This is a genomic window from Sphingomonas sp. So64.6b, assembly GCF_014171475.1.
GTDB classification, from domain to species: Bacteria; Pseudomonadota; Alphaproteobacteria; order Sphingomonadales; family Sphingomonadaceae; genus Sphingomonas; species Sphingomonas alpina_A.
Window position 1 is genome coordinate 2,142,011 of record NZ_CP048817.1, and the last position, 24,887, is coordinate 2,166,897.

Consider the following 24,887-nt stretch of genomic DNA (forward strand, 5'->3'; position numbering starts at 1 on the left):
CTGTCAGTATCAGGAAACGACATAATGACCGACCTCGACATTTTCCGCACCGACACGCGCGCTTGGCTCGCGGCGAATTGCCCGCCCGAAATGCGCGAACCCGTCCGATCCGAAAAGGACGCGACCTGGGGTGGCCGCAAGCCCGATTTTCAGCCCGGTCAGAAGGAATGGATGGATGCGATGGCCAGCCGCGGCTGGACCGTGCCCGACTGGCCCAAGGCCTATGGCGGCGGTGGGCTGAGCCCGGCCGAAACCAAAATCCTGCGCGAGGAACTGGCCGCGATCAAGGCGCGCAACCCGCTCAATTCGTTCGGCATTTCGATGCTCGGGCCGGCGTTGCTCAAATACGGCACCGAGGAACAGAAGCTCGAACATCTGCCCAAGATCGCGCGCGGCGAGATCCGCTGGTGCCAGGGTTATTCCGAACCGAACGCCGGCTCCGATCTCGCCAGCCTGGCGACCTCGGCCGAGGACAAGGGCGATTACTACCTGATCAACGGCCAGAAGGTGTGGACCAGCTATGCCGACAAGGCCGACTGGATCTTCTGCCTGGTGCGTACCGACAAGACCAACAAGCAAGGCGGGATCAGCTTCGTGCTGTTCGACATGGCGAGCGAAGGCGTATCGACCAAGCCGATCCTGCTGATCAGCGGCTATTCGCCTTTCTGCGAGACCTTTTTCGACGATGTAAAAGTGCCGAAGGCCAATCGCGTCCATGACGAGAATAAGGGCTGGGACGTCGCCAAATATCTGCTTGGCCATGAGCGCGAGATGATCTCCGGCATGGGCCTTGCCTCGACCGGTCGCAATCCGCTGATCGATGGCGCGATCGCCACTGTCGGGCTCGATCACGACGGCAAGCTCGCCGACCCGTTGCTGCGCGCGAGCATTGCGTTGTTCGAGGTCCGCGCGAAGGCGTTCGGCATGATGTCCGAGCGTTTTATCGACGAGCTCAAGGCCGGTCGCGCGCACCCCGCCCAGCCGAGCATGATGAAATATTACGGCACCGAACTGAACAAGTCGCGCCATGAGCTGATGATGGCGGCGGGCGGGTCGGACTCGCTGGAATGGGAAAGCGAGCGTTCGTCAAGCGGCGCAGCGCCGCGCGCCTGGCTTCGCACCAAGGCGAACTCGATCGAGGGCGGCACCAGCGAAGTGCAGCTCAACATCATCGCCAAGCGGATCCTGGATTTGCCCTCAGCTTGACTGTCATCCCCGCGAAAGCGGCGATGACGAAGAGAAAGACCAATCAATGCCTCTCTATCTCAATGACGAACAGACGATGCTCCGCGACACGACGCGCGATTTCGTCGCCGAACATGCCCCCGTTTCGCACATGCGTGCGCTGCGCGATGCCAAGGATGCGACCGGCTTTTCGCGCGACCTGTGGAAGAGCTTCGCCGAGATGGGCTTCACGGGGATTCTGATCGGCGAGAATGACGGCGGCCTTGGCCTTGGCCATGTCGAGGCGGGCGTGGTGCTCGAAGAGATCGGCCGCAACCTGTCCCCCTCGCCTTTCCTGTCGACCGCCGTCGCGGCGGTCGAGGCGCTGAAAGGCACAGCGCTGGCCGGCCGCTGGTTCCCCGGCATCATCTCCGGCGATACCGTCGCCGCGCTGGCGATCGACGAAGCGGCCAAGCATCGCGGCACCGTTGCGATGAAGGCCGAACGCTCGGGCAATGGCTTCAGATTGTCGGGCAAGAAGCAGTTCGTCACCCATGGTCATATTGCCGACCTGATCATCGTCGCCGCGCGCACCGCCGGGTCGGCCGATGATGAACAGGGCATCACCTTGTTCGCAGTCGACAAGGGCGCCGCGAACCTGACCAGCGAGGCCGAGCGCCTGGCGGATTCGAGCCTCGCCGCACGCCTGACTTTCGACGGAGTCGAAGTCGATGCCGATGCGGTGATCGGCGAGGTCGATGCCGGCAGCGATCCGCTCAATCGTCTGCTCCGCGCTGGTCGCACCGGCGCCTCGGCCGAACTACTTGGTGTCGGCGGCGGCGCGATGGACCTGACGGTCAACTACCTCAAGGAGCGCAAGCAGTTCGGCGTCACGATCGGCAGCTTCCAGGCGCTGCAACACCGCGCCGCGCATCTCTATTCCGAAATGGAGGTTGCGCGCGCCGCCGTTCTCAAGGCTGCACAATTGCTCGACGAGGGCGACGAAAAGGCAGACGCCGCAGTCTCGGTCGCCAAGGCAATGACCGCGCTCGCCACCACCCTGTCGGTGCAGGAAGGCGTGCAAATGCATGGCGGCATCGGCATGACCGACGAGTATGACATCGGTTTCTACATGAAGCGCGCGCGCGTGCTGGCCGAGATGTTCGGTGATGCGAATTTTCATGCCGACCGGCTGGCGATCGCGGCAGGCTATTGATAGGCGCGTCCGGCATGACCGATCCCACCCCCGAACAGCTCGCCCTGAACCTGCTCGACCTGCTCGACGTCGAGGAGCTCGACACCGATCTCTATCGCGGCAAGGTCGGCAATGACGGCTTCGGCCGGGTCTTCGGCGGACAGGTCATCGCGCAAGCATTGCAAGCGGCGCAGCGTTCGACCGACGCGCCGAAGATCGCTCATTCGCTCCACGCCTATTTCATGCGGCCGGGCGCGGAAGAATTGCCGATCATCTACCGTGTGGTGCGCGATTTCGAAGGGCGCAGCTTCGCCACGCGGCGCGTGATCGCGATGCAGCGGGGGCAACCGATCCTCAATATGGCCTGTTCCCTGCAGGCACCGGAGGGCGGCCTGGCGCATCAGGATCCGATGCCCGACGTGCCTCCACCGGAGGGCCTGCAGTCGGACCTGGAATTGCGCTTGGCGATGGGCGACAAAATCCCTGAGCGTTTCCGCCATCAGTTCCTGCGCCCGCGTATGATCGAGATCCGCCCCGTGTCGCCGCGCAGTTGGTTCAATCCGGTCAAGCAGGACCCCAAACAATGCAGCTGGTTCCGCGTCGTCGCGCCGATCGGCGACGATGCCGCGATGCACCGCGCGATCCTCGCTTATGCATCGGACATGACGCTGCTCGGCACCGCGGCGCTCGCGCATGGCGTATCGTGGATGACGCACAAGTTGCAGAGCACCAGTCTCGACCATTCGGTCTGGCTGCACGAGGATTTCCGTGCCGATGACTGGCTGCTCTACACCACCGACAGCCCCTGGGCGGGCCATGCGCGCGGTTTCAACCGCGGCAAGATCTACGCGCGTGACGGCCGGCTGGTGGCAAGTTGCGCGCAGGAAGGACTGATGCGCATGCGGGAGTGATCGGCGCGCAGCAATTCGCTGTTCCCGATCACCCATCCTGTGGCAGCATATCGCCAATCGCACATCACAGGACGGCCCATGCTGCTCAATCGTAGAAATATCCTCGCCGGCGCTGGCATCGCCGGTATCGCAACCGCTTTCCCCGCCCTCGCCACCGGTACACCGGCAGCGCCCGGCGATGCCGAGGCGGTTCGAACGCTCGCTGCCATCGCCGAGGAAATGCTCGCCGCCTTCCCCGAAAATGCGACGACGCTCGGCATCGACACCGGCAAGCGCACGGGCCTGAAATCGACGTTGACCGATCGCAGCGTGGCCGCCGATGCCGGACAGCGCAGCAAGGCCGGTTCGCGCTTGCGCCAACTCACCGCGATCGATCGCTCAACTTTGTCGCCGCAGGTCGCGCTCGATGTCGATGTGACTCAGGCGGCATATCAGCTTGCACATGACGGCTGGGAAGCTTTGCCCGGCGGCGATGTCGCGATCCTCAACCAGAATGTCTCCTATCGCAGCACGCCCTATATCGTGTCGCAGGGCACCGGCGCGTTCGCCGAAGTGCCCGACATGATGGAGAGCAAGCACGAGATCGCCACACGCGCCGATGCCGACGCCTATCTTGCGCGGCTCGAAGCCTATGCCGCCTCACTCGACGCCGAGACCGCGCGGATCGTCGCCGATGCCGGCAAGAATATGGTCCTGCCGCGCTTCCTGCTCGACATCACCGCGAGCCAGCTCAACGCCGCCGCCACTCAGAAGGTCGACGAATGGAGCCTGATCCGCTCCTTCGCGACAAAGGCCGAAAAGGCCGGCGTCGCGGGCGCATGGAGCGACAGCGCGACGACGATCGCGACCGGCAAGATCGCGCCGGCGCTCGCTCGCCAGGCCGCCGCGCTGACCGGGCTGCGCGACAAGGCAGGCGATACGCCGGGCATGTGGAAATTGCCCGAAGCGGAGCGCGCCTATGCCTGGCTGGTCGAAGCCGGCACCACCACGCGGCGCACGCCGGAGGAAGTGCACCAATCCGGCCTGGAGCAAGTCGCCAAGCTCAGCGCAGAGATGGATGTTCTGCTGAAAGCGCAAGGCCTGACCAAGGGCAGCGTCGGCGCGCGCCTGGCCGAACTCGGCAAGCGGCCCGACCTGCTCTATCCGAACACCAACGCCGGGCGCGCCGAGCTGCTCGGTTATCTCAACCGCACCGTCGCCAACATTCGCGGCAAGATGCCGCAGGTGTTCGGCAAAGTGGTCGAGGGCAAGCTGATCGTGAAGCGCGTGCCCGTTTCGATCGAAGGCGGCGCACCCAACGCCTATGCCGGTGCCGGATCGATCGATGGCAAGACGCCGGGCAATTTCTACATCAACCTCAAGGACACCAGTATCTGGCCGCGCTTCGCCTTGCCGACCCTGGTCAGCCATGAGGGGATACCGGGGCATGTCTGGCAGGGCGAATATACGTTCAGCCTGCCGCTGATCCGTACGCTGCTCGCGTTCAATGCCTATAGTGAGGGCTGGGCGCTCTATGCCGAGCAGCTTACCGATGAGGTCGGCGTCTATGCCGAGGATCCGCTCGCGCATCTCGGTTATCTGCAATCGATGAACTTCCGCGCCAGCCGCCTCGTCGCGGATACCGGGCTGCATCACAAACGCTGGACGATGGAGCAGGCGATGCGCTGGTTCGGTGAGGCGACGGGTTACACCGCGTCGCAATGCCGGTCCGAGCTCAATCGCTATTGCGCGTGGCCGGGCCAGGCGCTTGGCTACAAGACCGGGCACAATGAGATCAACCGGCTGCGCAGTAAAGCGAAGGCGACGCTAGGCGCGAAGTTCGACGTGAAGAAGTTCAACGATCTTGTCGTCGGTGTTGGCGGCGTGCCGTTGAGCGTGCTGGAGCGGGTGGTCGACAACTGGGCGATCGCGGCGACGGCGTAATCCGACAATAGGAAAGAGCGAGCCGGTATAAGTCCGGCAAGGGATGACATGCCCGATCCTGTGCGATGGTTGAATCACCGCCAGCCCCTGGCCGTGGGGACAAGGCCGCGGGGCGGGCGGCGGGAGATATGGGACACCGCATGTGTCACATCTTTCCCGCGCTCGCGCCGGCAAGATATTTTAATAATATCGTTATATATCAAATACTAATAAGACTAGACAGACCCCACGCAGTGCTTATGGCCTGTTTCTCGACGTCGGTCGAAACGAACCGGGAATGATAGGTCAACTCAACTTGAAACCACCCTAGTCTTTTCGCACCGTGTAGCTGGATGGTAGAAACAGGAACACGTCGGTCGGGCCCCCGCGTGCCCATTCAACCGGACGGTCGAGCCCGGTGACGTCGACTCCGGAACCGGTGCCGAATTTAGCCGCCGAGAGCGCCGCATCGGCGGCGATCAGGTCGATGATCTGGCCGCGATACTGATCGGGGTTGATCACCGACAAGGTCAGTTCGCCGAGGCTGCTGACTTGCGATCGCCCCACCTTCGGAACCGATGCGACGAACTGGGCGATCTTCGCTTTCGCGGCCTCGATGGTCATTCCGGGCGTGAGCCGGACCTTGACCAGGAAATTCGTCTGATCGGTGTCCGGCCGTCCGTCCCCGGTGAAAGGGAGGCTTTCGTAACTGGCGAGCGTCAGCGGCGCGAGCACGTAATCGCCGGTTGCCAGTTCGACCCCCGCCTTTCCCGCCGCCGCGATCATGTTGCGGATCGTTGCGTGCAAATCGGCCCGCCGTGTCGTGAAATCGCGCGTATCGCCGACCACACGCACCGTTTGCACGGCATAATCCGCGGTGCGTTTCAGGTTGATGATCGGGCGTGATGTCGCGACGATGCCGTTGCTGTAGCTCGCGTCGTTATTGTTGTAGCCGCGCCGCTGCGCCGTCACGATCACCTCTTGCGCCAATGCCGGCAACGCGACGCTCAGCAACGTCGTGGCGATCAGCGCTTTCAAAACGATCCGCATGTCCATCCTCCCCCTTTTCGACAAAGCGCTCAGTCGCGCGGACGAACCGTCGCCGCCGATGGCAGGAACAGCTGCACTTCGGTCAAGCCCGCACGCTTCCATTGCACAGGCCGGTCCAGGCCAGTGACTTCGACGCCATAGCCGGTGCCGAACCGCGTGCTGGTCGCCGCCGTGTCCTTTGCGACGAGGTCGATGATCGCCCCGCGATATTGTTCGGGATTGACCACGCTGAGGGTCAATTCGCTATACGCCTTCATCTCGGCCCGGCCGACCGCGGGTACCAGTTTGATGAACTTGTCGATCCGCGCCAGCACCGCCTTGGCGTCGATGCCCGGTGCAAGCGGCACCTTGACCAGGAATTTGACCAGGTCGCCCTCATTGTCTTCCTTGTCCTCGACGATCGCCAGATCCTTGTAATTGGCGGCCGTCAACGGCTCGACGACGACCTCGCCGCTGGCCACCAGAACTCCGGCCTTGTCCGCGAGATCGATCGCCTTGCGCGTCATCGTCTGGATTTCGACGTGGCGTTGATCCTCATCCTCGGTATCGCTGATAACAACGACCTGCTGGACCGCGAAGTCGGCGGTACGGCGCAGCGTCTGGATCGCCGCCGGCGTCACGATCACGATCTCCTTGATCCGGTCGTTGTCGTCATCGGGGTTCAGTCTGCGCATCCCCGTAACGACGATCTCGCTGGCGCCATCATCCTGCGCGAAAGCGGGCATGGCGCCCGCCAGGATTCCGCAAGCCGCCATGCCGATAAGAAATCCGCGCATCCATGCCCTCCCCCAGCTTTGACGCGAGGGTGCGGAGGTTTGGATCGCCTGTCAAACGCGATGCTAACCCTGCGTCGCTGTCCCCGCGCAGACATAGAGCGTGACGAGCAGGCCGACGATCAGCGCACCGGCGCGGTGGCTCCCGGTGCGCCGCCAGGCGAAGGTCGCGATGATCGCGATCACCGGCAGCACCGCAACGAACTGCAGTGCGATCACCGTGCTGAGCGGATCGAACCCGGTGACGAGTGTGCCGGTCGCGAAGAACACGGCATAGACCAGCGCGATCACGCCGGCGAAGCCGCCTGCCATCGCGATGATCGCCGAACGATATGTCCGCCCAGCGCTGTCGCCCCGCACCGTCAGCCCTTGCAACCCATGCAGCGTCGCCAGAAAAGCGAGCATGATCGGCACCAGATACACCGCTCCGATGGCCCATTGCCGTGCACTGGGCCATTTGACGGCGACGATCCAGAAACGCAGATCGGTGGTGAACAGGCGATCGACCGCGAACACCGCGAGATAGCCGATCGCGACCGTCGCCAGCGCGATACCGATCGCCGGCAGCCAGGCCGAGGCGGAGGGCGGTTGCGAGGTCGGGCCGAAGCGCCGCAGCAACAGCCCCGCGCCTGCGCTGAGCAATGCCCAGAACGCCACCTGCGTGGTCACCGTCTGCGGCAGGATCGCGGTCGGCGGCACGAGCAGGAAGACCGCGATGAAGGCCGGGAAGAAAAGCAGGATCGGCACCAAAGTGGTCAACCACATGCCACGCCGCCACCGTGCATCACGCGCGGCGACCGCCGGGATCGCCGCCCCCTGCAAAGCACGAAACGCCGTGGTGCGCAGCAACAGGTCGAGCGTGCCGAGGATCAGCAAGACGAAGCCGACCAGGCCCAGGCCAGTGCCGATCTCCTTCCAGTACCAAAGCTGGTCGCTCGCCGGCAGCGGCGCGCCGCCCTTCAGCGTGCGCGCAAACCAGTCGGTCGCATGGCCGATCGCGGCGGGCGAGAAATGATCGCCGGGATGCGTCGTCACCGGTTGATACAGGATACGCGCCGTGCCGGCCCCGATCGCGCCATACAGCTTGCCGGGCTGAACCGCACCATGCGATCCGAACACGGCTTGCAGCTTCGTGCTGTTCGCGAGATCCATGGCGCGCGGGCTGTTCCACATCAGCGCGGAGAACTCGTCGTAGCGGCTATAGACCAGCGCGAGATTGCGGGGCCAGCTCGGATCACCATCCTTGGCGTAAGGCGCGCCGGTCGACGATCCTTCCAGCACGATCGCACGATAGGCATCGGGCATCGCTGCCGCGGCGGCGAGGACCGTCCAGCCACCCATGCTGTGCCCTTCAAGCCCCACCTGATTCTTGTCGACCATCGGCAGCGACCGCAGATAGGCGAGCCCATCCGGCCCGCCAAAACCGTTCGAAAAAGCCTTGCCGCCGCTATAGCCATGACCGGTCTGGTCGATCGCCAGCACGACATAGCCACGTCGTGCGAATTCGATCGCGAAGCCGTCCTGCGTTTCGCGCGAGTTGATATAGCCATGGACCGCGAGGATGCCCGGCGCCGGTGTCGCAGCGGTCGCGCCTGGGGGCGTGTAGAGAAGCGCGCTCATCGTCGTGCCATTGGTGCCGGCGAAACGAATGTCGCGGACGCTGATCCCGCCGGAAGTCTGGATCGATGCGGCGAGCCATGCGCCGGCAAGGATGAGGACAAGGCCCAGGGCGGCGAACCAGCCTTTGGCGCGTGGGTAGCCAGTCGGTGTATCGATCATCGCTCTTCCCCCGTTTCGACCCGGCTTGCGCCGGGTCTTATCCACTACCCCTCCCCGTTCGGGCTGAGCTTGTCGAAGCCCTGTTCTTCCTTCGAAAGAAGAACGACCCCCTTCGGCGAAGCTCAGGACAGGCTTCGACAAGCTCAGGGCGAACGGAGGTTGGTACCCGCCCTCCGAACCTAAACCGCCGTCCTGCCATATTCCTGCTTGGTCACCGGATGGCTCGACGACAGCCCGCCATCGACCGCGATCGCCTGTCCGTTGACATAGCTCGCATCATCCGAGGCAAGGAATGCCGCGACCTTGGCCAGTTCCTCGGGCTGCGCGCCGCGGCGCAGCGGGTTGAGGCGCCCTACCCGGTCCATCTTACCGGCTTCCTTGGCGTAATCGAAGGTCGGCTTGGTCATGCCGGTTTCGGTCAGGCCGGGGCAGATCGCGTTGACCCGGACATTCGAGCCGGACAATTGCTGCGCCGAGACCATCGCCAGATTGATCACGCCCGCCTTGGACGCGGAATAGGCCGGACTGCCGGCGCCCGATCGGATGCCCGCAACGCTGGCCGTCAACACGATCGCGCCGCCGCCCCGCTCAGCAATCTTCGGCGCGGCATGCTTGATCGCCAGATATGGGCCGATCAGATTGACGCGAAGCACTTCGGTGATCAGCGATACATCGGTGTCGAAGATATTGGCCATGCCGCCCGAGATGCCGGCATTGGCGAACATCACGTCGAGCCCGCCATAATATTCGCACGCGACATCGACCGCGCGGATCACGTCGTCTTCGGTGCCGGCATCGATCTGGATCGCATGCGCGGTGCCGCCGGCCTTGACGATCAGGTCGGCGGTTTCGGTCGCCGCGTCGGTCTTGTCGGCGCACAGCACTTGCCCGCCTTCGCTCGCGAAGAGGATCGCCGCGGCGCGTCCGATGCCGGAGCCCGCGCCGGTGACGATGATCGATTTGCCGGTGAACCTTGCCATCTTCCAACTCCCGTTCGCCCCGAGCTTGTCGAAGCCTGTCCTGAGCTTCGCCGAAGGGGGCCGTTCTTTCTGTTTCCCGCGTCTTTTGAAGATCGGTGCTTCGACAGGCTCAGCACGAACGGGATAGGTCTGCTCGCTAGATCGTGACGCCGCCGTCGATGACGATCGCCTGTCCGGTCATAAACGCGCTTGCCCGGCTGGCGAGGAAAACCACCGCGCCGGCGATCTCGTCCGGCTCGCCGATGCGGCGCAGCGGCACATTGGTGTTGGCGGCCTTGATCCGCTCCGGATCCTCCCACAAGGCGCGCGCGAAATCGGTCTTGATCAGCCCCGGTGCGATGCAATTCACGCGCACATTGTCCGGCCCGAATTCATGCGCCAGGTTGCGCGCCAATTGCATGTCGGCCGCCTTCGAAATGGCATAGGCGCCGATCACCGGTGTGCCGCGAATGCCGCCGATCGAGGAGATGATCACGATCGACCCGGCTTTGCGCGTGCGCATCTCCGGCGCGACCATGCCGATCAGCCAGTGGTTCGATACGATATTATTGTCGAGGATCTTGCGGAACTGCTCATCGGAAATGCCCGATTGCGGCCCGTAATAAGGGTTCGACGCGGCATTGCAGACCAGCACATCGACTTGCCCGAAAGCGAGGCGGGTTTCATCGACCAGATTCTGTAAAGCGGTCTTGTCGGAGATGTTCGCCGCGACCGCGATTGCGGTGCCTTCGCCATATTTGGCGTTGATCTCCGCCGCGACGGCGTCGCAGGCATCCTGCTTGCGACTTGAGATCACCACCTTCGCGCCATGCTCGGCAAGCTCGAACGCGCTCGCCTTGCCGATCCCTTTGGTCGACCCGGTGATGATGGCGACCTTATTGGTCAGATCGAACAAACTCATCCTCACCCTTCCCTTTTTCAAAGTTTTCAGGCGCCGGCCTTTTGCGCGAAGCCCCAGGCCGCGTCGGCCAGCCGGTACACACCGGCGGCGGATTTCTCCGCCTGGGCACTCGACGCGGTACCATCGACGATGCGTTTCTTGATGCCCTGGACGATGCCGGTCAGCCGGAACAGATTATAGGCAAAATACCAGTTGAGGTCGGGCACGCCATCGCGCTTGGTCGCGGCGCAGTAACGCTCGACGATCTCCTCGACCGTCGGGATGCCTGTTTCCGGCCCGGTCTTGCCCTCGACACCGGAACGCCCTTCGGGTTTGGTCACCCAACTCATCAGATAATAGGAGAAATCGGCGAGCGGGTCGCCGAGCGTCGATAATTCCCAGTCGAGTACCGCGATGACCCTTGGCGCGTCGGGCGCGAAGATCATGTTGTCGATGCGATAATCGCCATGGACGATCGAGGTGCGCGTCTGTTGCGGCAGAGTCGCGGGCAGCCATTCGATCAGGCGCTCGACGCTGTCCATATGCTCGGTTTCCGACGCGCGATATTGCTTGGTCCAGCGTCCGACCTGGCGTTCGAAATAATTGCCGGGCTTGCCATAGGCTTCAAGTCCCGCAGCACCGTAATCGACGTTATGAAGCGCGGCGAGCGTATCGGTGATCGCATCGTAATGCGCGCGGCGTTGAGGCGGCATCATGTCGGGCAAGGTGCCGTCCCACAGCGTGCGGCCGACCACCATTTCCATCACATAGAATGCCGATCCGATCACGTCGGGATTTTCGCACAGGCCATAGGGCCGCGGCACCGGAAAGCCGGTCGGGTGGAGGCCGGCGATCACGCGATATTCGCGATCGACCGCGTGTGCCGATGGCAGCAGCGGCCCGAATGGCTTGCGCCGCAACACATAATCGCCCGAAGGGCTCGACAGGCGATAGGTCGGGTTGGACTGGCCGCCGGCGAATTTGGCGTAGCGCAGTGGCCCGGCAAAGCGCGCGACATTGCCGGTCATCCATGCCGCAAGCTTGTCGAGATCGATCTGGTCGCGTTCCTCCACCTCGATCGTGCCGGTCCAGGCCGATTGCGCCCCATCCATCATGCAGACTCCCTCACGCGAACTCGATGATGGAGCGGACGCTATCACCAGTGCGCAACTTGGCGAACGCTTCGTTGATGTCTTCAAGCTTGATCCGTTCCGCGACCATCGAGTCGAGATCGAGTTTGCCGTCGAGATAGAGCTGGACGAGTCGCGGCATGTCGATCGGGAAGCGTGTCGAGCCGAGCAGCGACCCTTGCAGCTTTTTGCCGGTCAGGAAGGTCGGCCCGGGGATCTTCACTTCGTTGCCCGGCGCGATCATGCCGAGAATCGTCGCGGTGCCGCCGCGCCGCAGGATCGTCCAGGCGAGTTCGGCGGTGTTCGACCGTCCGACCGCCTCGATCGCATAATGCACCCCGCCATCGGTGAGACCGGCGACCTTTTTCGCCACATCGGGATCGGATGCGTCGAGGCTGTGCGTCGCGCCCAGCTTCTCGGCCAGCGCGCGTTTGTCGGGGACCGGATCGATCGCGATGATCGTGCCCGCACCAGCGATTTTCGCCGCATTGATCGCGGCCAGGCCGATGCCGCCGCAGCCGATCACCGCGACGCTTTCGCCGGGGCGCAACTGGCTGTCGTTGAAGATCGATCCCGCACCGGTGATCACCGCGCAGCCAAGCAATGCGGCACGGTCGAGCGGCATGTCCTTCGAGATCGCGACACAGGCATTTTCATGCACCAGCATCATTTCGGCAAAAGCCGACAGATTGAGGAACGGCGCGAGCGGCGTGCCGTCCTGCAATGTCAGGCGCGACGGCGCGCCCTTGGCCCGCCGCGTCGACGGATCGATGCACAGCGATGGCCGGCCGGTGACGCACATCTCGCACGCGCCACAGAACACGGTGAAGAAGGTAATGACATGGTCGCCGACCTTGAGATGCGCGACATCGCTGCCCACGGCCTCGACCACGCCCGCCGCCTCATGCCCGGGCACGGTCGGCACCGGATGCGGGAAGGCACCATCGACGAAATGCAGATCGGACCGGCACACCCCCACCGCCGCGGTGCGGATCAGCACCTCGCGCGGGCCGGGGTTGGACACGTGGATATCCTCGATCCGGAGGTCGGTCCTGGCTTCGAAAAGGACGGCGGCTTTCACTGATCAACTCTCACTTCCGTTCGCCCTGAGCTTGTCGAAGGGCCGTTCTGCTTTTCCCGATGTCGCGACTAGGACGGTGCTTCGACAAGCTCAGCACGAACGGGGGTGATAGGTGCAAAGCGCTACCGCCGCACCTGCTCCTTCGCCGCGATCGCCTCGGGCAGGTCGGCGTAACGCCCGAACTCGTTGCGCGCGATCGCCCTGTTATGGACCTCGTCGGGACCGTCGGCAAAACGCAAGGTGCGCAATGCCGCCCAATCGTGCGCCAGATGGAAATCACCCGACACGCCGCCACCGCCATGCGCCTGGATCGCATCGTCGAGGATCCTCAGCGCCATCAATGGCGCGGCGACCTTAATCATCGCGATCTCGAGCTGGGCCGACTTGTTGCCCGCGCGGTCCATCATGTCGGCCGCCTTCAGGCAGAGCAGGCGTGTCATCTCGATATCGATGCGCGCGCGCGCGATGCGTTCTTCCCACACCGAATGATCGGCGATGCGCTTGCCGAACGCGACGCGGGTCAGCAATCGCTTGGCCATCGCCTCGATGCCGTTTTCGGCCACGCCGATGGTGCGCATGCAATGATGGATGCGGCCCGGCCCGAGCCGCCCCTGCGCGATCTCGAATCCGCGCCCTTCGCCGAGCAGCAAATTCTCCACCGGTACGCGGACATTTTCGAGCACGACTTCGCCATGCCCGTGTGGCGCATGATCATACCCATAAACCGAAAGCATGCGTTTGATGGTCACGCCGGGCGTGTCCATCGGTACGAGAATCTGGCTTTGCTGGCTGTGCCGCGATCCTTCCGGATTGGTCTTGCCCATGGTGATCGCGATTTTGCACCGCGGATCACCGACGCCGCTCGACCACCATTTGGTGCCGTTGATGACATAATGATCGCCGTCGCGTTCCATGCGCGTTTCGATATTGGTCGCGTCGGACGAGGCCACCGCCGGTTCGGTCATCAGAAAGGCGGAACGGATTTCGCCGTTCATTAGCGGGCGGAGCCATTTCTCCTTCTGCTCCAACGTACCGTAGCGGTGCAGCACTTCCATGTTGCCGGTGTCGGGCGCGGAGCAATTAAAGCACTCCGAGGCCCAGCCGACCCGGCCCATTTCCTCGGCGCACAATGCATATTCGAGGTTGGTGAGCTGCGTGCCTTCGAATTCGAAGCTGTCGTCGACATGGCTCTGGCCGGAATGCGGCGGCATGAAGAAATTCCACAGGCCGGCGGCCTTGGTCTTTTCCTTCATCTCCTCGATCACGGGGATCACTTTCCAGCGATCGCCCTCATGACTTTGCTTGTGGTAATCGTCCTGCCGCGGTCGGATGTTCTGATCGATAAAGCTCTTTACGCGGTCCCGAAAATAGGTCTCCCGCTCGCTCAATGTGAAATCCATGTGCTTTCTCCTGCGGCTGTAAGCACGGGTTCGTTAGACCGTACCGCGTTTTCGGTAAAGCGTCATAAGCGATGAAATCACCCGATAGAGCGCCATTCGAAAAAACACTGTTTCTTCGAAAAGATGCTGTTAGACATATGAGCATGGAGCCAGGGGCCGCAGCATTTCCGGACGACGAGAGCGGCACGAAGCGTTTCCGGGCGAAGCGCGACGCGATCCTTGCCGCCGCCGCTCAGGCGATCAACGAACAGAGCGCGAAAGGCATGACCTTCGCCGATGTCGCGCGCCGTGTCGGACTCAACACGACCAGCGTGACCTATTATTTCAAGCGCAAGGACGATTTGGCGACCGCCTGTTTCGAGAATACGCTCGACCGGCTGCAAGCGATGCTCGACGAAGCGATGAAGGAGCCGACGCCGCAAAAACGCGTTGCGCGTTATTTGTCGATCAATATGCAGCGCTTGACGCGGATCGAACAGGGGCTGGAAACCCCATTTGCCGTACTGTCCGACCTGCGCGCGATGGAGGAGCCGGTACGCAGTCAGTTGATGGCGGCGTGGCGAGACGTGTTCCGCAAGACGCGCAGCCTGTGGGGCCCGGGCCGCAGCCGCACGGAGACCGACCTGTTCGGCGCGCGCGCGCATGTTCTGCTCGAAAACACTTTCTGGCTGCCGGTTTGGCTGGTGCGTTACGAACTCGATCAGTTCAGCCGGGTCGAAAAGCGGCTGATGGATGTGTTCGAACACGGCATCGCGGCGAGCGGCCAACAATGGGCGCCGACCTTGATCGATCTCGACCATGACGAGTCGGAACCGGGGCGGGAGGCGTTTCTGCTCGCCGCGACGCGGCTGATCAATGAACTCGGCTATCGCGGCGCCTCGGTGCAGAAGATCGCGTCGGAGCTGAATGTCACCAAGGGCAGTTTCTACCATCATCTCGATGCCAAGGACGATCTGGTCATCGCTTGCTACAAACGCAGCTTCGATACGATCGCTGATGCGCAGCATCTGTCGGACGAGCGTGGCGGAAGTTATTGGCATCGCCTGTCGAGCACCATCGCGACGCTGTGCGACATCCAGTTCTCCGAACGCGGCCCGCTACTCCGGACCACCGCACTGCACGGCCTGCCCGCCGGCGTGCGGCGCGCGATGGTCGAAAGATCGAACCGGATCGCGCGGCGCTATGCCGGGACGATGAGCGACGGCATCGCCGAAGGATCGATCCGCGCGATCGACTCGCTGATCGCAGCACAGGCGCTGATGGCGCTGCAGAACGCCGCATTCGACATGCGCAAATGGGCCAGCACCATGCCACGCGATCGAGCGGTGGCGTTTTATGCCTCGACGCTGGCGTTCGGGTTGTTCGACGATCGGGTGCTTGCGCTTTAGATGCTTGGCGACTGGCGGGAATCACCTCAAACCCGTTCGGGCTGAGCTTGTCGAAGCCGCCCTAGCCTTCAATTGCGCCAGTATTTGCGGCCACGGCCCTTCGACAGGCTCAGGGCGAACGGATGTGGTGGAAAAGGCGGACGGCTGGACAAGAACCCCGCCAAGCTGGCAACGGCAAATCAGATTCTGGAGACTGACATGAGCGGCATGGGCCAATTCGACTGGGCTGACCCCTTTTTCCTCGACGACCAGCTCGAGGATGATGAGCGGATGATCCGCGACACGGCGCGAGCCTATGCGCAGGAGAAGCTCAGCCCCCGCATCATCGATGCGTTCCAGAATGAAGTGACCGATGTCGCGATCTTCCGCGAGATGGGCGAGCTTGGCCTGCTCGGGCCGACCGTGCCGGAGCAATATGGCGGCGTCGGCGCCTCCTATGTCGCCTATGGCCTGGTCGCGCGGGAGGTCGAGCGGGTCGATTCCGGCTATCGCTCGATGATGAGCGTTCAGTCGAGCCTCGTAATGTATCCGATCTACGCCTACGGCTCCGAAGAGCAGAAACATAAATATCTGCCCAAGCTGGCGAGCGGCGAGTGGATCGGCTGTTTCGGCCTGACCGAGCCCGATGCGGGTTCCGACCCGGGCGGAATGCGCACCAAGGCCGAGAAGATCGACGGTGGTTATCGCCTGTCGGGCGCCAAGACCTGGATTTCCAATTCGCCGATCGCCGATGTCTTCATCGTCTGGGCCAAGTCCGACCATCATGGCGGCGGCATTCGCGGTTTCGTGCTGGAAAAAGGCTTGAAGGGGCTGGAGACTCCCAAGATCGAGGGCAAGCTGAGCTTGCGCGCCTCGATCACCGGCATGATCATGCTGGACGGCGTCGAAGTGGGCGAGGATGCCTTGCTTCCCGACGTGCAGGGCTTGAAGGGGCCGTTCGGGTGCCTCAACCGCGCACGCTATGGGATCAGTTGGGGCGCACTCGGCGCGGCCGAATTCTGCATGCATGCCGCGCGGCAATATGGCCTTGACCGGCATCAGTTCGGCAAGCCGCTCGCCGCCAACCAGCTTTACCAGAAGAAACTTGCCGATATGGAGACCGAGATCGCGCTCGGTCTGCAGGCTTCCTTACGCGTCGGACGCTTGATGGACGAAGGCCGGTTCGCGCCCGAGATGGTCTCGATCGTCAAACGCAACAATGTCGGCAAGGCGCTCGATATCGCACGGATGAGTCGCGACATGCACGGCGGCAACGGTATTTCGGGAGAATATCAGGTGATGCGTCACCTGATGAACCTCGAAACCGTCAACACCTATGAGGGCGCGCATGATGTCCACGCGCTGATCCTCGGCCGCGCGATCACGGGAATCGCGGCATTCTGAGCATGGGCGCGCCGCCCCTCACCGGCCTGAAGGTCGTGGAACTCGCGCGTATTCTCGCCGGGCCATGGGCGGGCCAGACGCTTGCCGATCTTGGCGCCGAGGTGATCAAGGTCGAAAGCCCCGAGGGCGACGACACGCGCACTTGGGGCCCGCCCTTCATCAGCAATCCGGACGGCAGCAAAGATGCCGGTTATTTCCACGCAACCAATCGCGGCAAGAAATCGGTGGTGGTGGATTTCCGTACGCCAGAGGGCCAGGCACAGGTCCGTGCACTGGTTGCCGAGGCCGATGTGCTGATCGAGAATTTCAAGGTCGGCGCACTGGCCAAATATGGCCTGGATTATGCCAGCCTGAGCGCGCTCAACCCCCGCCTCGTCTATTGCTCGATCACCGGTTTCGGCCAGACGGGCCCCTATGCGCACCGCCCCGGTTACGACTTCATCATCCAGGGCATGGGCGGGATCATGGACCTGACCGGCGAACCCGACGGCGCGCCGCAGAAGACCGGGGTCGCCTTTGCCGACCTGTTCACCGGTCTTTATTCGGTGATCGCGATTCAGGCAGCGCTCACCGCGCGCGACAAGACCGGGCGCGGGCAGCAGATCGATATGTCGTTGCTCGACACGATGACCGGTGTGCTCGCCAACCAGGCGATGAATTATTTCGTCAGCGGCCAGACCCCGGCACGTGTCGGCAACGCGCATATGAACGTGTCGCCCTATGCCGTCTTCCCGACGCGCGACGGCTGGTTCATCCTGGCGGTCGGCAATGACGGTCAGTTCCAACGCTTCTGCACAGCGCTCGGGCTGACCGACATGGCGGCCGATCCGCGCTATGCGAGCAATGCCGGCCGGCTGGAGCATAAGCCGGCGCTGTTCGCGGCGATCGGCGAGGCCACATCCAGACTCGACCGCGATCCACTGCTCGCGACGCTTGAGGCGGTCGGCGTGCCTGCCGGGCCGATCAATACCGTCGCCCAGGCGTTCGCCGATCCGCAGGTCGTCCATCGCGGCATGGCGCTGACGCTTGACCGCAATGGCCAGACGCTTCCCGGTCTGCGCACGCCGATCACCTTCTCCGACTCCGGTCTCGCGCTCGATCGCGCCGCGCCAATGCTGGGGGCGGATAATCCCGAGACGGCGGAATGAACGCGCCGCTTCACGGCATCCGTATCGTCGAGATCGCCAGCATCGGCCCCGGTCCGTTCTGCGGAATGATGCTCGCCGATCACGGCGCGGAGGTGATCCGCATCGCCCGCCCCGGCGGCGCGGGCAGCGTCACGGTCGAAGCGACCGATCCGCTGCTCCGTTCACGCCGCACGATCACGCTCGACCTCAAGAAACCAGAAGCGGTCGGCGCGGTGCGCAAGATCGCCGCTACCGCCGATGGGCTGATCGAGGGTTTTCGGCCCGGTGTGATGGAACGGCTCGGGCTTGGCCCGGACCTGCTGATCGGCGACAATCCGAAGCTCGTTTATGGCCGCATGACCGGCTGGGGCCAAACCGGGCCGCTCGCCCAGGCCCCCGGCCATGACATTAATTATATCGCGCTGTCGGGGGCGCTGCACGCTTATGGCCCCGCCGGCGGCAAGCCCGCCTTCCCGATCAACATGGTTGGCGATTTCGGCGGCGGCGGGATGATGCTCGCATTCGGCATGCTCAGCGCCATCCTCGGCGCAAAGGCAACCGGTCGAGGGCAAGTCGTCGATTGTGCGATGACCGAGGGGTCGGCGGTGCTGATGAGCATGATCTGGGGCTTTCGCGGCGCCGGCCGCTGGAGCGATGCGCGCGGCACCAACCTGCTCGATGGCGGCGCGCATTTCTACGACACCTATGAAACCGCCGACGGAAAATGGGTTTCGATCGGCGCGATCGAGCCGCAATTCTACGCCGCGCTCCGCCAGGTGATGGCGCTGGATGGCGATGAATGGGCCGCGCAGTTCGACCCACGCCAATGGCCGGTGTTGAAGGCGCGCCTGACGGAGATGTTCAAGACCCGCAGCCGCGATCAATGGTGCGCGGCGTTCGAGGGCCATGAAGTGTGTTTCGCGCCGGTGCTGGGTTTCGACGAAGCGGTCGCCGACCCGCACAATGTTGCGCGCGGCGCATTTATCGATGTCGGCGGAATCGTCCAGCCGGCCCCTGCCCCGCGTTATTCGATCAGCGAGGCTGTCCCGCCCGCGATGGCCGATGAGTCGGACAGCGCGGCGATCCTCGCCGACTGCGGCTTTACGCCGGACGAGATCGCCGTGCTGACCGCTTAGCTCGCCGCAATCTCCGGCGCCGGGCGGCGCGCGTAGATGCCGTAGGCGAAGATGATCGCATAACATGCGGCCGGCAGGATCATCGCGAACTGCAGCGTCGAATGGTCGGCGATCAAACCGGTCAGCGGCGGAATCACCGCACCGCCGACGATCGCCATCGCGATGATCCCCGACCCCTCGGCCGCGCGCCGTCCCAGGCCTTCGCTGGCAAGGCTGAAGATCGTCGGGAACATGATCGAGTTCATCAATCCGATCGCCAGCAACGACCAGCCGGCGATGGCGCCCGTGGTATTCGTCGAAATAGCGATCAAGGCGATCGCGCCGATAGCGACGCCGGCCAGCACCTTGCCCGGAGAGATGACGCGCAGCGCGAATGCGCCGATGAAACGTCCGACCATCGCGCCGCCCCAATAATAGGCGACATGCTTGCCGGCGGTGACCGCATCGAAGCCGAGCGTGTTGGATTGTTCGAGATAACTGACGATCAGCGATCCGATCGCGACCTCCGCACCGACGTAAAGGAAGATGCACATCGCGCCGATGCCGAAGCGCGGGCGTTCCAGCAACCCGAACGCCTTCAGGATGCTGCCGCTATCGTCCACAACATTGCCGAGCCGGTTGCGTCGCGTCCACACCACCGCCGCCACGATTACCAGTGCCACGGCGAGTGCGAGATATGTCTTCACGACCATCTGGGTTTCGGCGGTGCGGAACGCGTCGAGCGCAGCCCCGGTCAGTTTAGACCCATCGACATTGGCCAGCGAGCCCAGGATCAGGATCGAGCCAACGATCGGGAATATCGTGGTGCCGACGGAGTTGAAGAATTGCGCGAAGGTCAGGCGGCTATGCGCGGTGCGCGGCGGCCCGAGCAACGAGATCAGCGGATTCGCCACCACCTGCACCGTGGTGATCCCCGCCGCGAGAACGAAAAGGGCGAGCAGGAAGACCGCGAAAGTGCCCGATTGCGACGCGGGTACGAACAACAGGCAGCCCGCTGTCATGGTCAGCAGGCCGATCGACGCGGCGCGCATATAACCCGCCTTGCGCACGATCGCAGCCGCTGGAATCGAGAAGATGAAATAAGCGGCGAAAAAAGCCGATTGCACCAGAAGAGCCTGAGCATAGCTGAGCGTGAACAGGTCTTTCAGCTTGGGAATGATCACATCGTTGAGTGAAGTGATGCCGCCGAAGATGAAGAACAGGGCGAAGACGAAGACCTGCAGATCGGGCGCATCGACGCCCTTGGTCGCGGTCTCATCGACCGGCAACGTGCCTGGCGCGGAGGTGGTTGGATCGACGTGCATTGGTGCTCCCTCTCGTCCGGCCGCTACGGCACCGGTGGCTCGCGGCGCACCTTGGCGCATTGCCGCCCGGTCTGGCAATCGGCGTCGACGCGTGCGATATTGAAATGCACAAGATCAAGGCGACCGAGGAGAGTGTCATGGCCACCGCAGTGCTACGCAACAGCCAGATGAGCGAAGCCGAATGGGAAGCGCGGCAGGAGCTCGCCGCCTGTTATCGCGTGTTCGACATGCTCGGCTGGTCGGAGATGATCTATAACCACATCACGGTGAAGCTGGATGAGGAAGGCGCCTTCCTGATCAATCCGTTCGGGCTGCATTTCAGCGAAGTCACCGCATCGAGCCTGGTCAAGATCGACATCGACGGCAACAAGCTCGACGACAATCCCTATCCGGTCAATCGCGCCGGTTTCGTGCAGCATGCGCTGTTCCATCGCCACTTGCCCGACGCGCATTGCATCATGCACACGCATACCACCGCGGGCATGGCGGTCAGTTCGGTCAAGGGCGGCCTGCAGCCGACCAATTTCTACGCCTGCAATTTCATCGGCCAGATCGCCTATCATGATTTCGAAGGCGTCACCGTACGTGACGAGGAAGGCGAGCGGCTGCTCGAGCATCTTGGCGACAAGCGCGTCATGCTGCTCAAGAATCACGGCATCCTGGTGATGGGCAAGACCCTGCCCGAGGCGTTCGTCAAACATTGGGCGTTGCAGCGCGCATGCGAGATCCAGGTCGCGACGCTCGGCATGGGCGAGCCTTTGGTCGTCCCGCCCGAAGTGATCGCGGTACATCAACGCGACCTTTACATGGCGCAGGTGCCCGGCGGCGCGGGCGCCGCGGACTTCGCGGCGATGGTCCGCAAGGTCGACAAGATCGATACCAGTTGGCGGAATTGACTTAATTCCTCCCCGGCACGGGGAGGAATAAGATTACCCGAACCGATACCCCGACACGGCCCAGCCCATGACATGGTCGCGATAGTCGCGCACCGCCTCATCATCGCCGGCCGCGCCGAGCGCGACCATCAGCGGCAGCAGGTGGTCCGCCTCCGGATGCGCGAACCGTGCATGGGGTAGCTCTTCCCACCGAGTGACGCGCGCCGCCCGCTTCGCCGGATCGGGATCGGTGACCGCACCCGTCAGCGCCGCGTCCCATTCGTCGGCGACCGACGTGACCTGCGGCCCGCGCGCGCGAAGATTGTGGAAACTCATGCCAGATCCGACGATCAGCACGCCTTCGTCACGCAGCGGCGCCAGTGCTAACCCGATCGCGATATGCGCGGCGGGGTCGAGATCCTTGCGCAACGACATCTGCGCCAGCGGGATGTCCGCACCCGGCACCGCGACCATCATAGGAATGAACACGCCGTGATCCCAGCCGCGCGATGCTTCCTCGCGCACATCAAACCCCGCCCCGGCGATCAGTGCTGCGGCGCTGCGCGCCACATCGGGGGCACCAGGCGCGGGCCATTGCAGGTCATAGGTGTGTTCGGGAAAGCCGAAATAGTCGAACATCATGGGCTGGCCGTCGCCGACATGCACGGTGACGGCGTCCGCCTCCCAATGGCCGGACACCATCAGGATCGCCTTGGGCCGCGCGGGCAGCGAATCGATCAAGCCGGCAAGATAGGCTTGCATCGGCCGCCACATCGGATCGGGCGGGCCGCCCGCCGGGTCCATGAAGAAGCAGGGCCCGCCGCCATGCGGAATGAACAGCGTTGGCATTCTTATGTCCTGGGTCATGTCCGGAATATCGGCGGCCGCCACAAATCCGACAATGCCACGATCCGAAACGCGGCGTTTCGCAAACGCCCTCGCCTCGCTAAGGTGCGGCCATGACCCGCTTCACCGTCAACAACCAGCCAATCCAGTACAAGATGGACCCGGCGACGCCGCTGCTCTGGGCATTGCGCGACGCGTCCAACCTGACCGGCACCAAATATGGCTGCGGCAACGGCCAGTGCGGCGCGTGTACCGTCGATATCGATGGTCAGGCGGTCAAGTCCTGCCAGACGACGATCGGCTCGATTGAGGGCAGCATCGTCACCACGATCGAGGGGCTATCGCGCGAGCGCGATCATCCGGCGCAGCTTGCCTTCATCGCCGACAATGTGCCGCAATGCGGTTTCTGCATTCCCGGTATGATCATGGCCGTGTCGGTATTGTTGAAGAAGAACGGCAACCCAAGCGAGGAGGATATTCGCGAGGGGATCACCAATCTGTGCCGTTGCGGCGTGTACCCGCGTCTGGTCGAAGCGGTGCTGCGCGCCGCGCGGGTTCAGCGCGGCGATGAACAGATCGCTGCGGGCATGGCGCCGGGAATCGATCCTCGCGATGCCGCCAGAGTCGTGCCCGCACTCGTGCCGACGCCGTAAGCCGAAGAATTCGATTCCTTTCGCAATGCTGTCATCGCAATTCAGAAACGGCTCATCGACAATAGTGCAAACCCAGTCCATCGACCGGGCCTTCTGTGCGCCGGCGCTTTGGAGGGTTGGTAAATGCGTATTTCGATATTGGCGGCCTTATTGGCCGCAACGGCTCTGATCCCGGCAGCCGCGTCGGCCGAGAATGTTAATAGTGATCGCAACGATCGCGGCGGCGCTTTCCGCCAGGGTCGCGGCGATGGCGGTCAGCGCGTGGAGCCACGCCGCGAAAATCCGCGGCCTGCGCCCCAGGCTCAGCCGCAACAGCCGCGTCCGCAGGCCGTCGAGGGCCGCGGTCAGGGCCGCGGCAATTGGGAAGGCCGGCCACAGGTCCGCCAGCCCCAGGTGCAGCAGCCCCAGGGCCAGCCAAATCGTGGCGGTTTCGGCCAGAATGGGCGCGGTCAGGATTGGCGTGGCAATGGCAGCAATCGGCCCGATATCACGCCCGGCGGCCGTGGCCCCGATGTGAGCCGTGAACGGCCCGACCTGCGTGTCGATGGTCGCGGCGGTCGACCGGACGTGCGCGGCGATGGTCGCGGTGGTCGCCCCGATGTACGTGGCGACGGTCGAGGCGGCCGCCCGGATGTTCGCGGCGATGGCCGCGGTGGCAATGACGGCAACTGGCGCGGCAATCGTGGCGGCAATGATGGTCGCAACGGCAATTGGCGTGGCGACCGCGGCGGCAGCGATGCCCGGAACGGCAATGGCAATTGGCGTGACAATCGCGGCGGCTATAACGGCCGGGGCGGTCGCGACTATAACGACCGCCGTGCGTGGAACCGCGATTGGCGCCGGGACGGCCGCTACAACTGGAACGATCGCCGCGCGCGTGATCGCAACGCCTATCACTTGCCGCGTTACTATGCGCCCTATGGCTGGAACTCGGGCTATCGCCGCTTCTCGATCGGGTTCACGCTGAGCTCGATCCTGTTCAACCAGAATTACTGGCTGGACGATGCGAGCTACTATGGTTTGCCCGATGCTTATGGTGAGTATCGCTGGGTGCGCTATTACAACGATGCGCTGCTGGTTGATATCTACACCGGCGAAGTGGTCGATACGGTGTACGATATCTTCTGGTAAATCTAACTTGTTTCGTCAGGACGGACCCGTCGGAGAAATCCGGCGGGTCTTGCCTTTTTGGCGATGGTCGGCAAATTGCGCCGCCGTGAGCATATTCAGCAAGAAACCCGTCCTGACCTCTCCGGTGCGCCAGCTCGCCGGGGCCACCGTCGCCCGCCGGCTTGACGCCAATCCGGCCATCAGGCGCGCGAATATCGACACCGCGCAAATCTATTATCACACCGATTTCCTCAACCCCCTGCAGTGCGGCAAGCTGGTCAAGCTGATCGACACCAATCGCCGCCCGTCGACCTTGCTGTCGGACCGCGCGGATGACGGTTTTCGCACCAGCGAGAGTTGTGACATGGATCGCTGGTCGCCCGATGTTCGCCCGACCGACGAGGCGATCGCCAATCTGCTCGGCATCGACCCGAGCCATGGCGAGACGATGCAGGGTCAGCGTTATGCGCCCGGCCAGCAATTCCGCGCGCATCACGATTATTTTCACCACGGCGAAAGCTATTGGCAGGCGATGCAGTCGAGCGGCGGGCAGCGCACCTGGACCGCGATGATCTACCTCAACGATGTCGAGGAAGGCGGCGCGACCTGGTTCCCGCAGGCCGGCATCCGTGTCGCGCCCAAGCGCGGCCTGCTGCTCGCCTGGAATAACATGAAACCCGATGGCAGCCCCAACGACAAGACGCTGCACGAAGGCATGCCGGTGGTGCGCGGGACCAAATATATCGTCACGAAGTGGTTCCGCGAAGGTGCCTGGCTGAAGGGGTGATCCGGCGCGGGCCACTCCCCTCCCTGCAAGGGA

22 protein-coding genes are annotated in these 24,887 nt (G+C 63.5%); 12 read left to right on the forward strand and 10 right to left on the reverse strand.

The features are described 5' to 3' along the window. Positions 1–21 precede the first annotated feature (21 nt). The 4 genes from G4G27_RS10295 (at position 22) to G4G27_RS10310 (ending at position 5,193) form a co-directional block, all read left to right on the forward strand. A complete protein-coding gene (locus G4G27_RS10295) occupies positions 22–1,206 on the forward strand; it encodes an acyl-CoA dehydrogenase family protein (protein WP_183113728.1) in 1,185 nt (394 codons plus the stop codon). A 46-nt stretch (positions 1,207–1,252) separates the two neighbouring features. Further along, entirely contained in the window at positions 1,253–2,380 is a 1,128-nt protein-coding gene (locus tag G4G27_RS10300) for an acyl-CoA dehydrogenase (RefSeq protein WP_183113235.1), read from the forward strand. 14 nt (positions 2,381–2,394) lie between these two features. Then, positions 2,395–3,270: an acyl-CoA thioesterase II gene (locus tag G4G27_RS10305; protein WP_183113236.1), complete on the forward strand. Its 876-nt coding sequence runs from the start codon at positions 2,395–2,397 to the stop codon at positions 3,268–3,270. A gap of 78 nt (positions 3,271–3,348) precedes the next feature. After that, complete coding sequence (locus G4G27_RS10310) at positions 3,349–5,193, forward strand: DUF885 family protein (protein WP_183113237.1); 1,845 nt, start codon at positions 3,349–3,351, stop codon at positions 5,191–5,193. 306 nt (positions 5,194–5,499) lie between these two features. Here the strand turns inward: G4G27_RS10310 and G4G27_RS10315 are convergent, their stop codons facing one another. From G4G27_RS10315 to G4G27_RS10350, 8 genes are all read right to left on the reverse strand, one after another. Next, positions 5,500–6,222, reverse strand: a complete 723-nt coding sequence (locus G4G27_RS10315) for a TonB-dependent receptor (RefSeq protein ID WP_244624635.1) — start codon at positions 6,220–6,222, stop codon at positions 5,500–5,502. Between the two features lie 29 nt (positions 6,223–6,251). Further along, on the reverse strand, positions 6,252–6,998 hold the full coding sequence (locus G4G27_RS10320) for a TonB-dependent receptor (protein WP_183113239.1): 747 nt from the start codon (positions 6,996–6,998) through the stop codon (positions 6,252–6,254). A gap of 63 nt (positions 6,999–7,061) precedes the next feature. After that, entirely contained in the window at positions 7,062–8,774 is a 1,713-nt protein-coding gene (locus G4G27_RS10325; protein WP_183113240.1) for an alpha/beta fold hydrolase, read from the reverse strand. A 179-nt stretch (positions 8,775–8,953) separates the two neighbouring features. Continuing rightward, positions 8,954–9,754 carry an SDR family oxidoreductase gene (locus G4G27_RS10330; RefSeq protein WP_183113241.1) on the reverse strand — a complete coding sequence of 267 codons (801 nt, stop codon included), beginning with the start codon at positions 9,752–9,754 and terminating at the stop codon, positions 8,954–8,956. Positions 9,755–9,890: 136 nt separating this feature from the next. Next, positions 9,891–10,655 (reverse strand): SDR family oxidoreductase, encoded by a 765-nt coding sequence (locus tag G4G27_RS10335; protein ID WP_183113242.1) that lies wholly within the window; start codon positions 10,653–10,655, stop codon positions 9,891–9,893. A 26-nt stretch (positions 10,656–10,681) separates the two neighbouring features. Further along, positions 10,682–11,749, reverse strand: a complete 1,068-nt coding sequence (locus tag G4G27_RS10340; RefSeq protein WP_183113243.1) for a phosphotransferase family protein — start codon at positions 11,747–11,749, stop codon at positions 10,682–10,684. Positions 11,750–11,759: 10 nt separating this feature from the next. Then, complete coding sequence (locus G4G27_RS10345; protein WP_183113244.1) at positions 11,760–12,845, reverse strand: Zn-dependent alcohol dehydrogenase; 1,086 nt, start codon at positions 12,843–12,845, stop codon at positions 11,760–11,762. A 122-nt stretch (positions 12,846–12,967) separates the two neighbouring features. Next, a complete protein-coding gene (locus tag G4G27_RS10350; RefSeq protein WP_183113245.1) occupies positions 12,968–14,245 on the reverse strand; it encodes an acyl-CoA dehydrogenase family protein in 1,278 nt (425 codons plus the stop codon). A 137-nt stretch (positions 14,246–14,382) separates the two neighbouring features. On the opposite strand from G4G27_RS10350, the gene G4G27_RS10355 reads away from it, so the two are divergent. From G4G27_RS10355 to G4G27_RS10370, 4 genes are all read left to right on the forward strand, one after another. After that, on the forward strand, positions 14,383–15,633 hold the full coding sequence (locus G4G27_RS10355; protein WP_244624636.1) for a TetR/AcrR family transcriptional regulator: 1,251 nt from the start codon (positions 14,383–14,385) through the stop codon (positions 15,631–15,633). A gap of 198 nt (positions 15,634–15,831) precedes the next feature. Continuing rightward, the gene (locus G4G27_RS10360; protein ID WP_183113246.1) at positions 15,832–17,016 is read left to right on the forward strand and encodes an acyl-CoA dehydrogenase; all 1,185 of its coding nucleotides are present in this window, start codon (positions 15,832–15,834) and stop codon (positions 17,014–17,016) included. 2 nt (positions 17,017–17,018) lie between these two features. Beyond that, positions 17,019–18,164 carry a CaiB/BaiF CoA-transferase family protein gene (locus G4G27_RS10365; protein ID WP_183113247.1) on the forward strand — a complete coding sequence of 382 codons (1,146 nt, stop codon included), beginning with the start codon at positions 17,019–17,021 and terminating at the stop codon, positions 18,162–18,164. Beyond that, positions 18,161–19,279 (forward strand): CaiB/BaiF CoA-transferase family protein, encoded by a 1,119-nt coding sequence (locus G4G27_RS10370; RefSeq protein ID WP_183113248.1) that lies wholly within the window; start codon positions 18,161–18,163, stop codon positions 19,277–19,279. Before G4G27_RS10365 ends, G4G27_RS10370 begins: the two co-directional genes overlap by 4 nt. Here the strand turns inward: G4G27_RS10370 and G4G27_RS10375 are convergent. Further along, complete coding sequence (locus tag G4G27_RS10375) at positions 19,276–20,583, reverse strand: sugar MFS transporter (RefSeq protein ID WP_183113249.1); 1,308 nt, start codon at positions 20,581–20,583, stop codon at positions 19,276–19,278. The two genes, G4G27_RS10370 and G4G27_RS10375, sit on opposite strands and share 4 nt — an antisense overlap. 137 nt (positions 20,584–20,720) lie before the next feature. Here G4G27_RS10375 and G4G27_RS10380 point away from each other — a divergent pair, with 137 nt between their 5' ends. Then, positions 20,721–21,479, forward strand: a complete 759-nt coding sequence (locus G4G27_RS10380; RefSeq protein ID WP_183113250.1) for a class II aldolase/adducin family protein — start codon at positions 20,721–20,723, stop codon at positions 21,477–21,479. 33 nt (positions 21,480–21,512) lie between these two features. Here G4G27_RS10380 and G4G27_RS10385 read toward each other — a convergent pair whose 3' ends face one another. Beyond that, positions 21,513–22,313, reverse strand: a complete 801-nt coding sequence (locus tag G4G27_RS10385) for a class III extradiol ring-cleavage dioxygenase (RefSeq protein WP_183113730.1) — start codon at positions 22,311–22,313, stop codon at positions 21,513–21,515. A gap of 104 nt (positions 22,314–22,417) precedes the next feature. Between G4G27_RS10385 and G4G27_RS10390 the strand changes: the two genes are divergently transcribed. The 3 genes from G4G27_RS10390 to G4G27_RS10400 all read left to right on the forward strand — a co-directional run bounded on the left by G4G27_RS10390 (position 22,418) and on the right by G4G27_RS10400 (position 24,854). Then, complete coding sequence (locus tag G4G27_RS10390; RefSeq protein WP_183113251.1) at positions 22,418–22,957, forward strand: (2Fe-2S)-binding protein; 540 nt, start codon at positions 22,418–22,420, stop codon at positions 22,955–22,957. A gap of 150 nt (positions 22,958–23,107) precedes the next feature. Further along, the gene (locus G4G27_RS10395; protein ID WP_244624637.1) at positions 23,108–24,088 is read left to right on the forward strand and encodes an RcnB family protein; all 981 of its coding nucleotides are present in this window, start codon (positions 23,108–23,110) and stop codon (positions 24,086–24,088) included. A gap of 85 nt (positions 24,089–24,173) precedes the next feature. Then, the gene (locus G4G27_RS10400) at positions 24,174–24,854 is read left to right on the forward strand and encodes a 2OG-Fe(II) oxygenase (RefSeq protein WP_183113253.1); all 681 of its coding nucleotides are present in this window, start codon (positions 24,174–24,176) and stop codon (positions 24,852–24,854) included. Positions 24,855–24,887 lie beyond the last annotated feature (33 nt).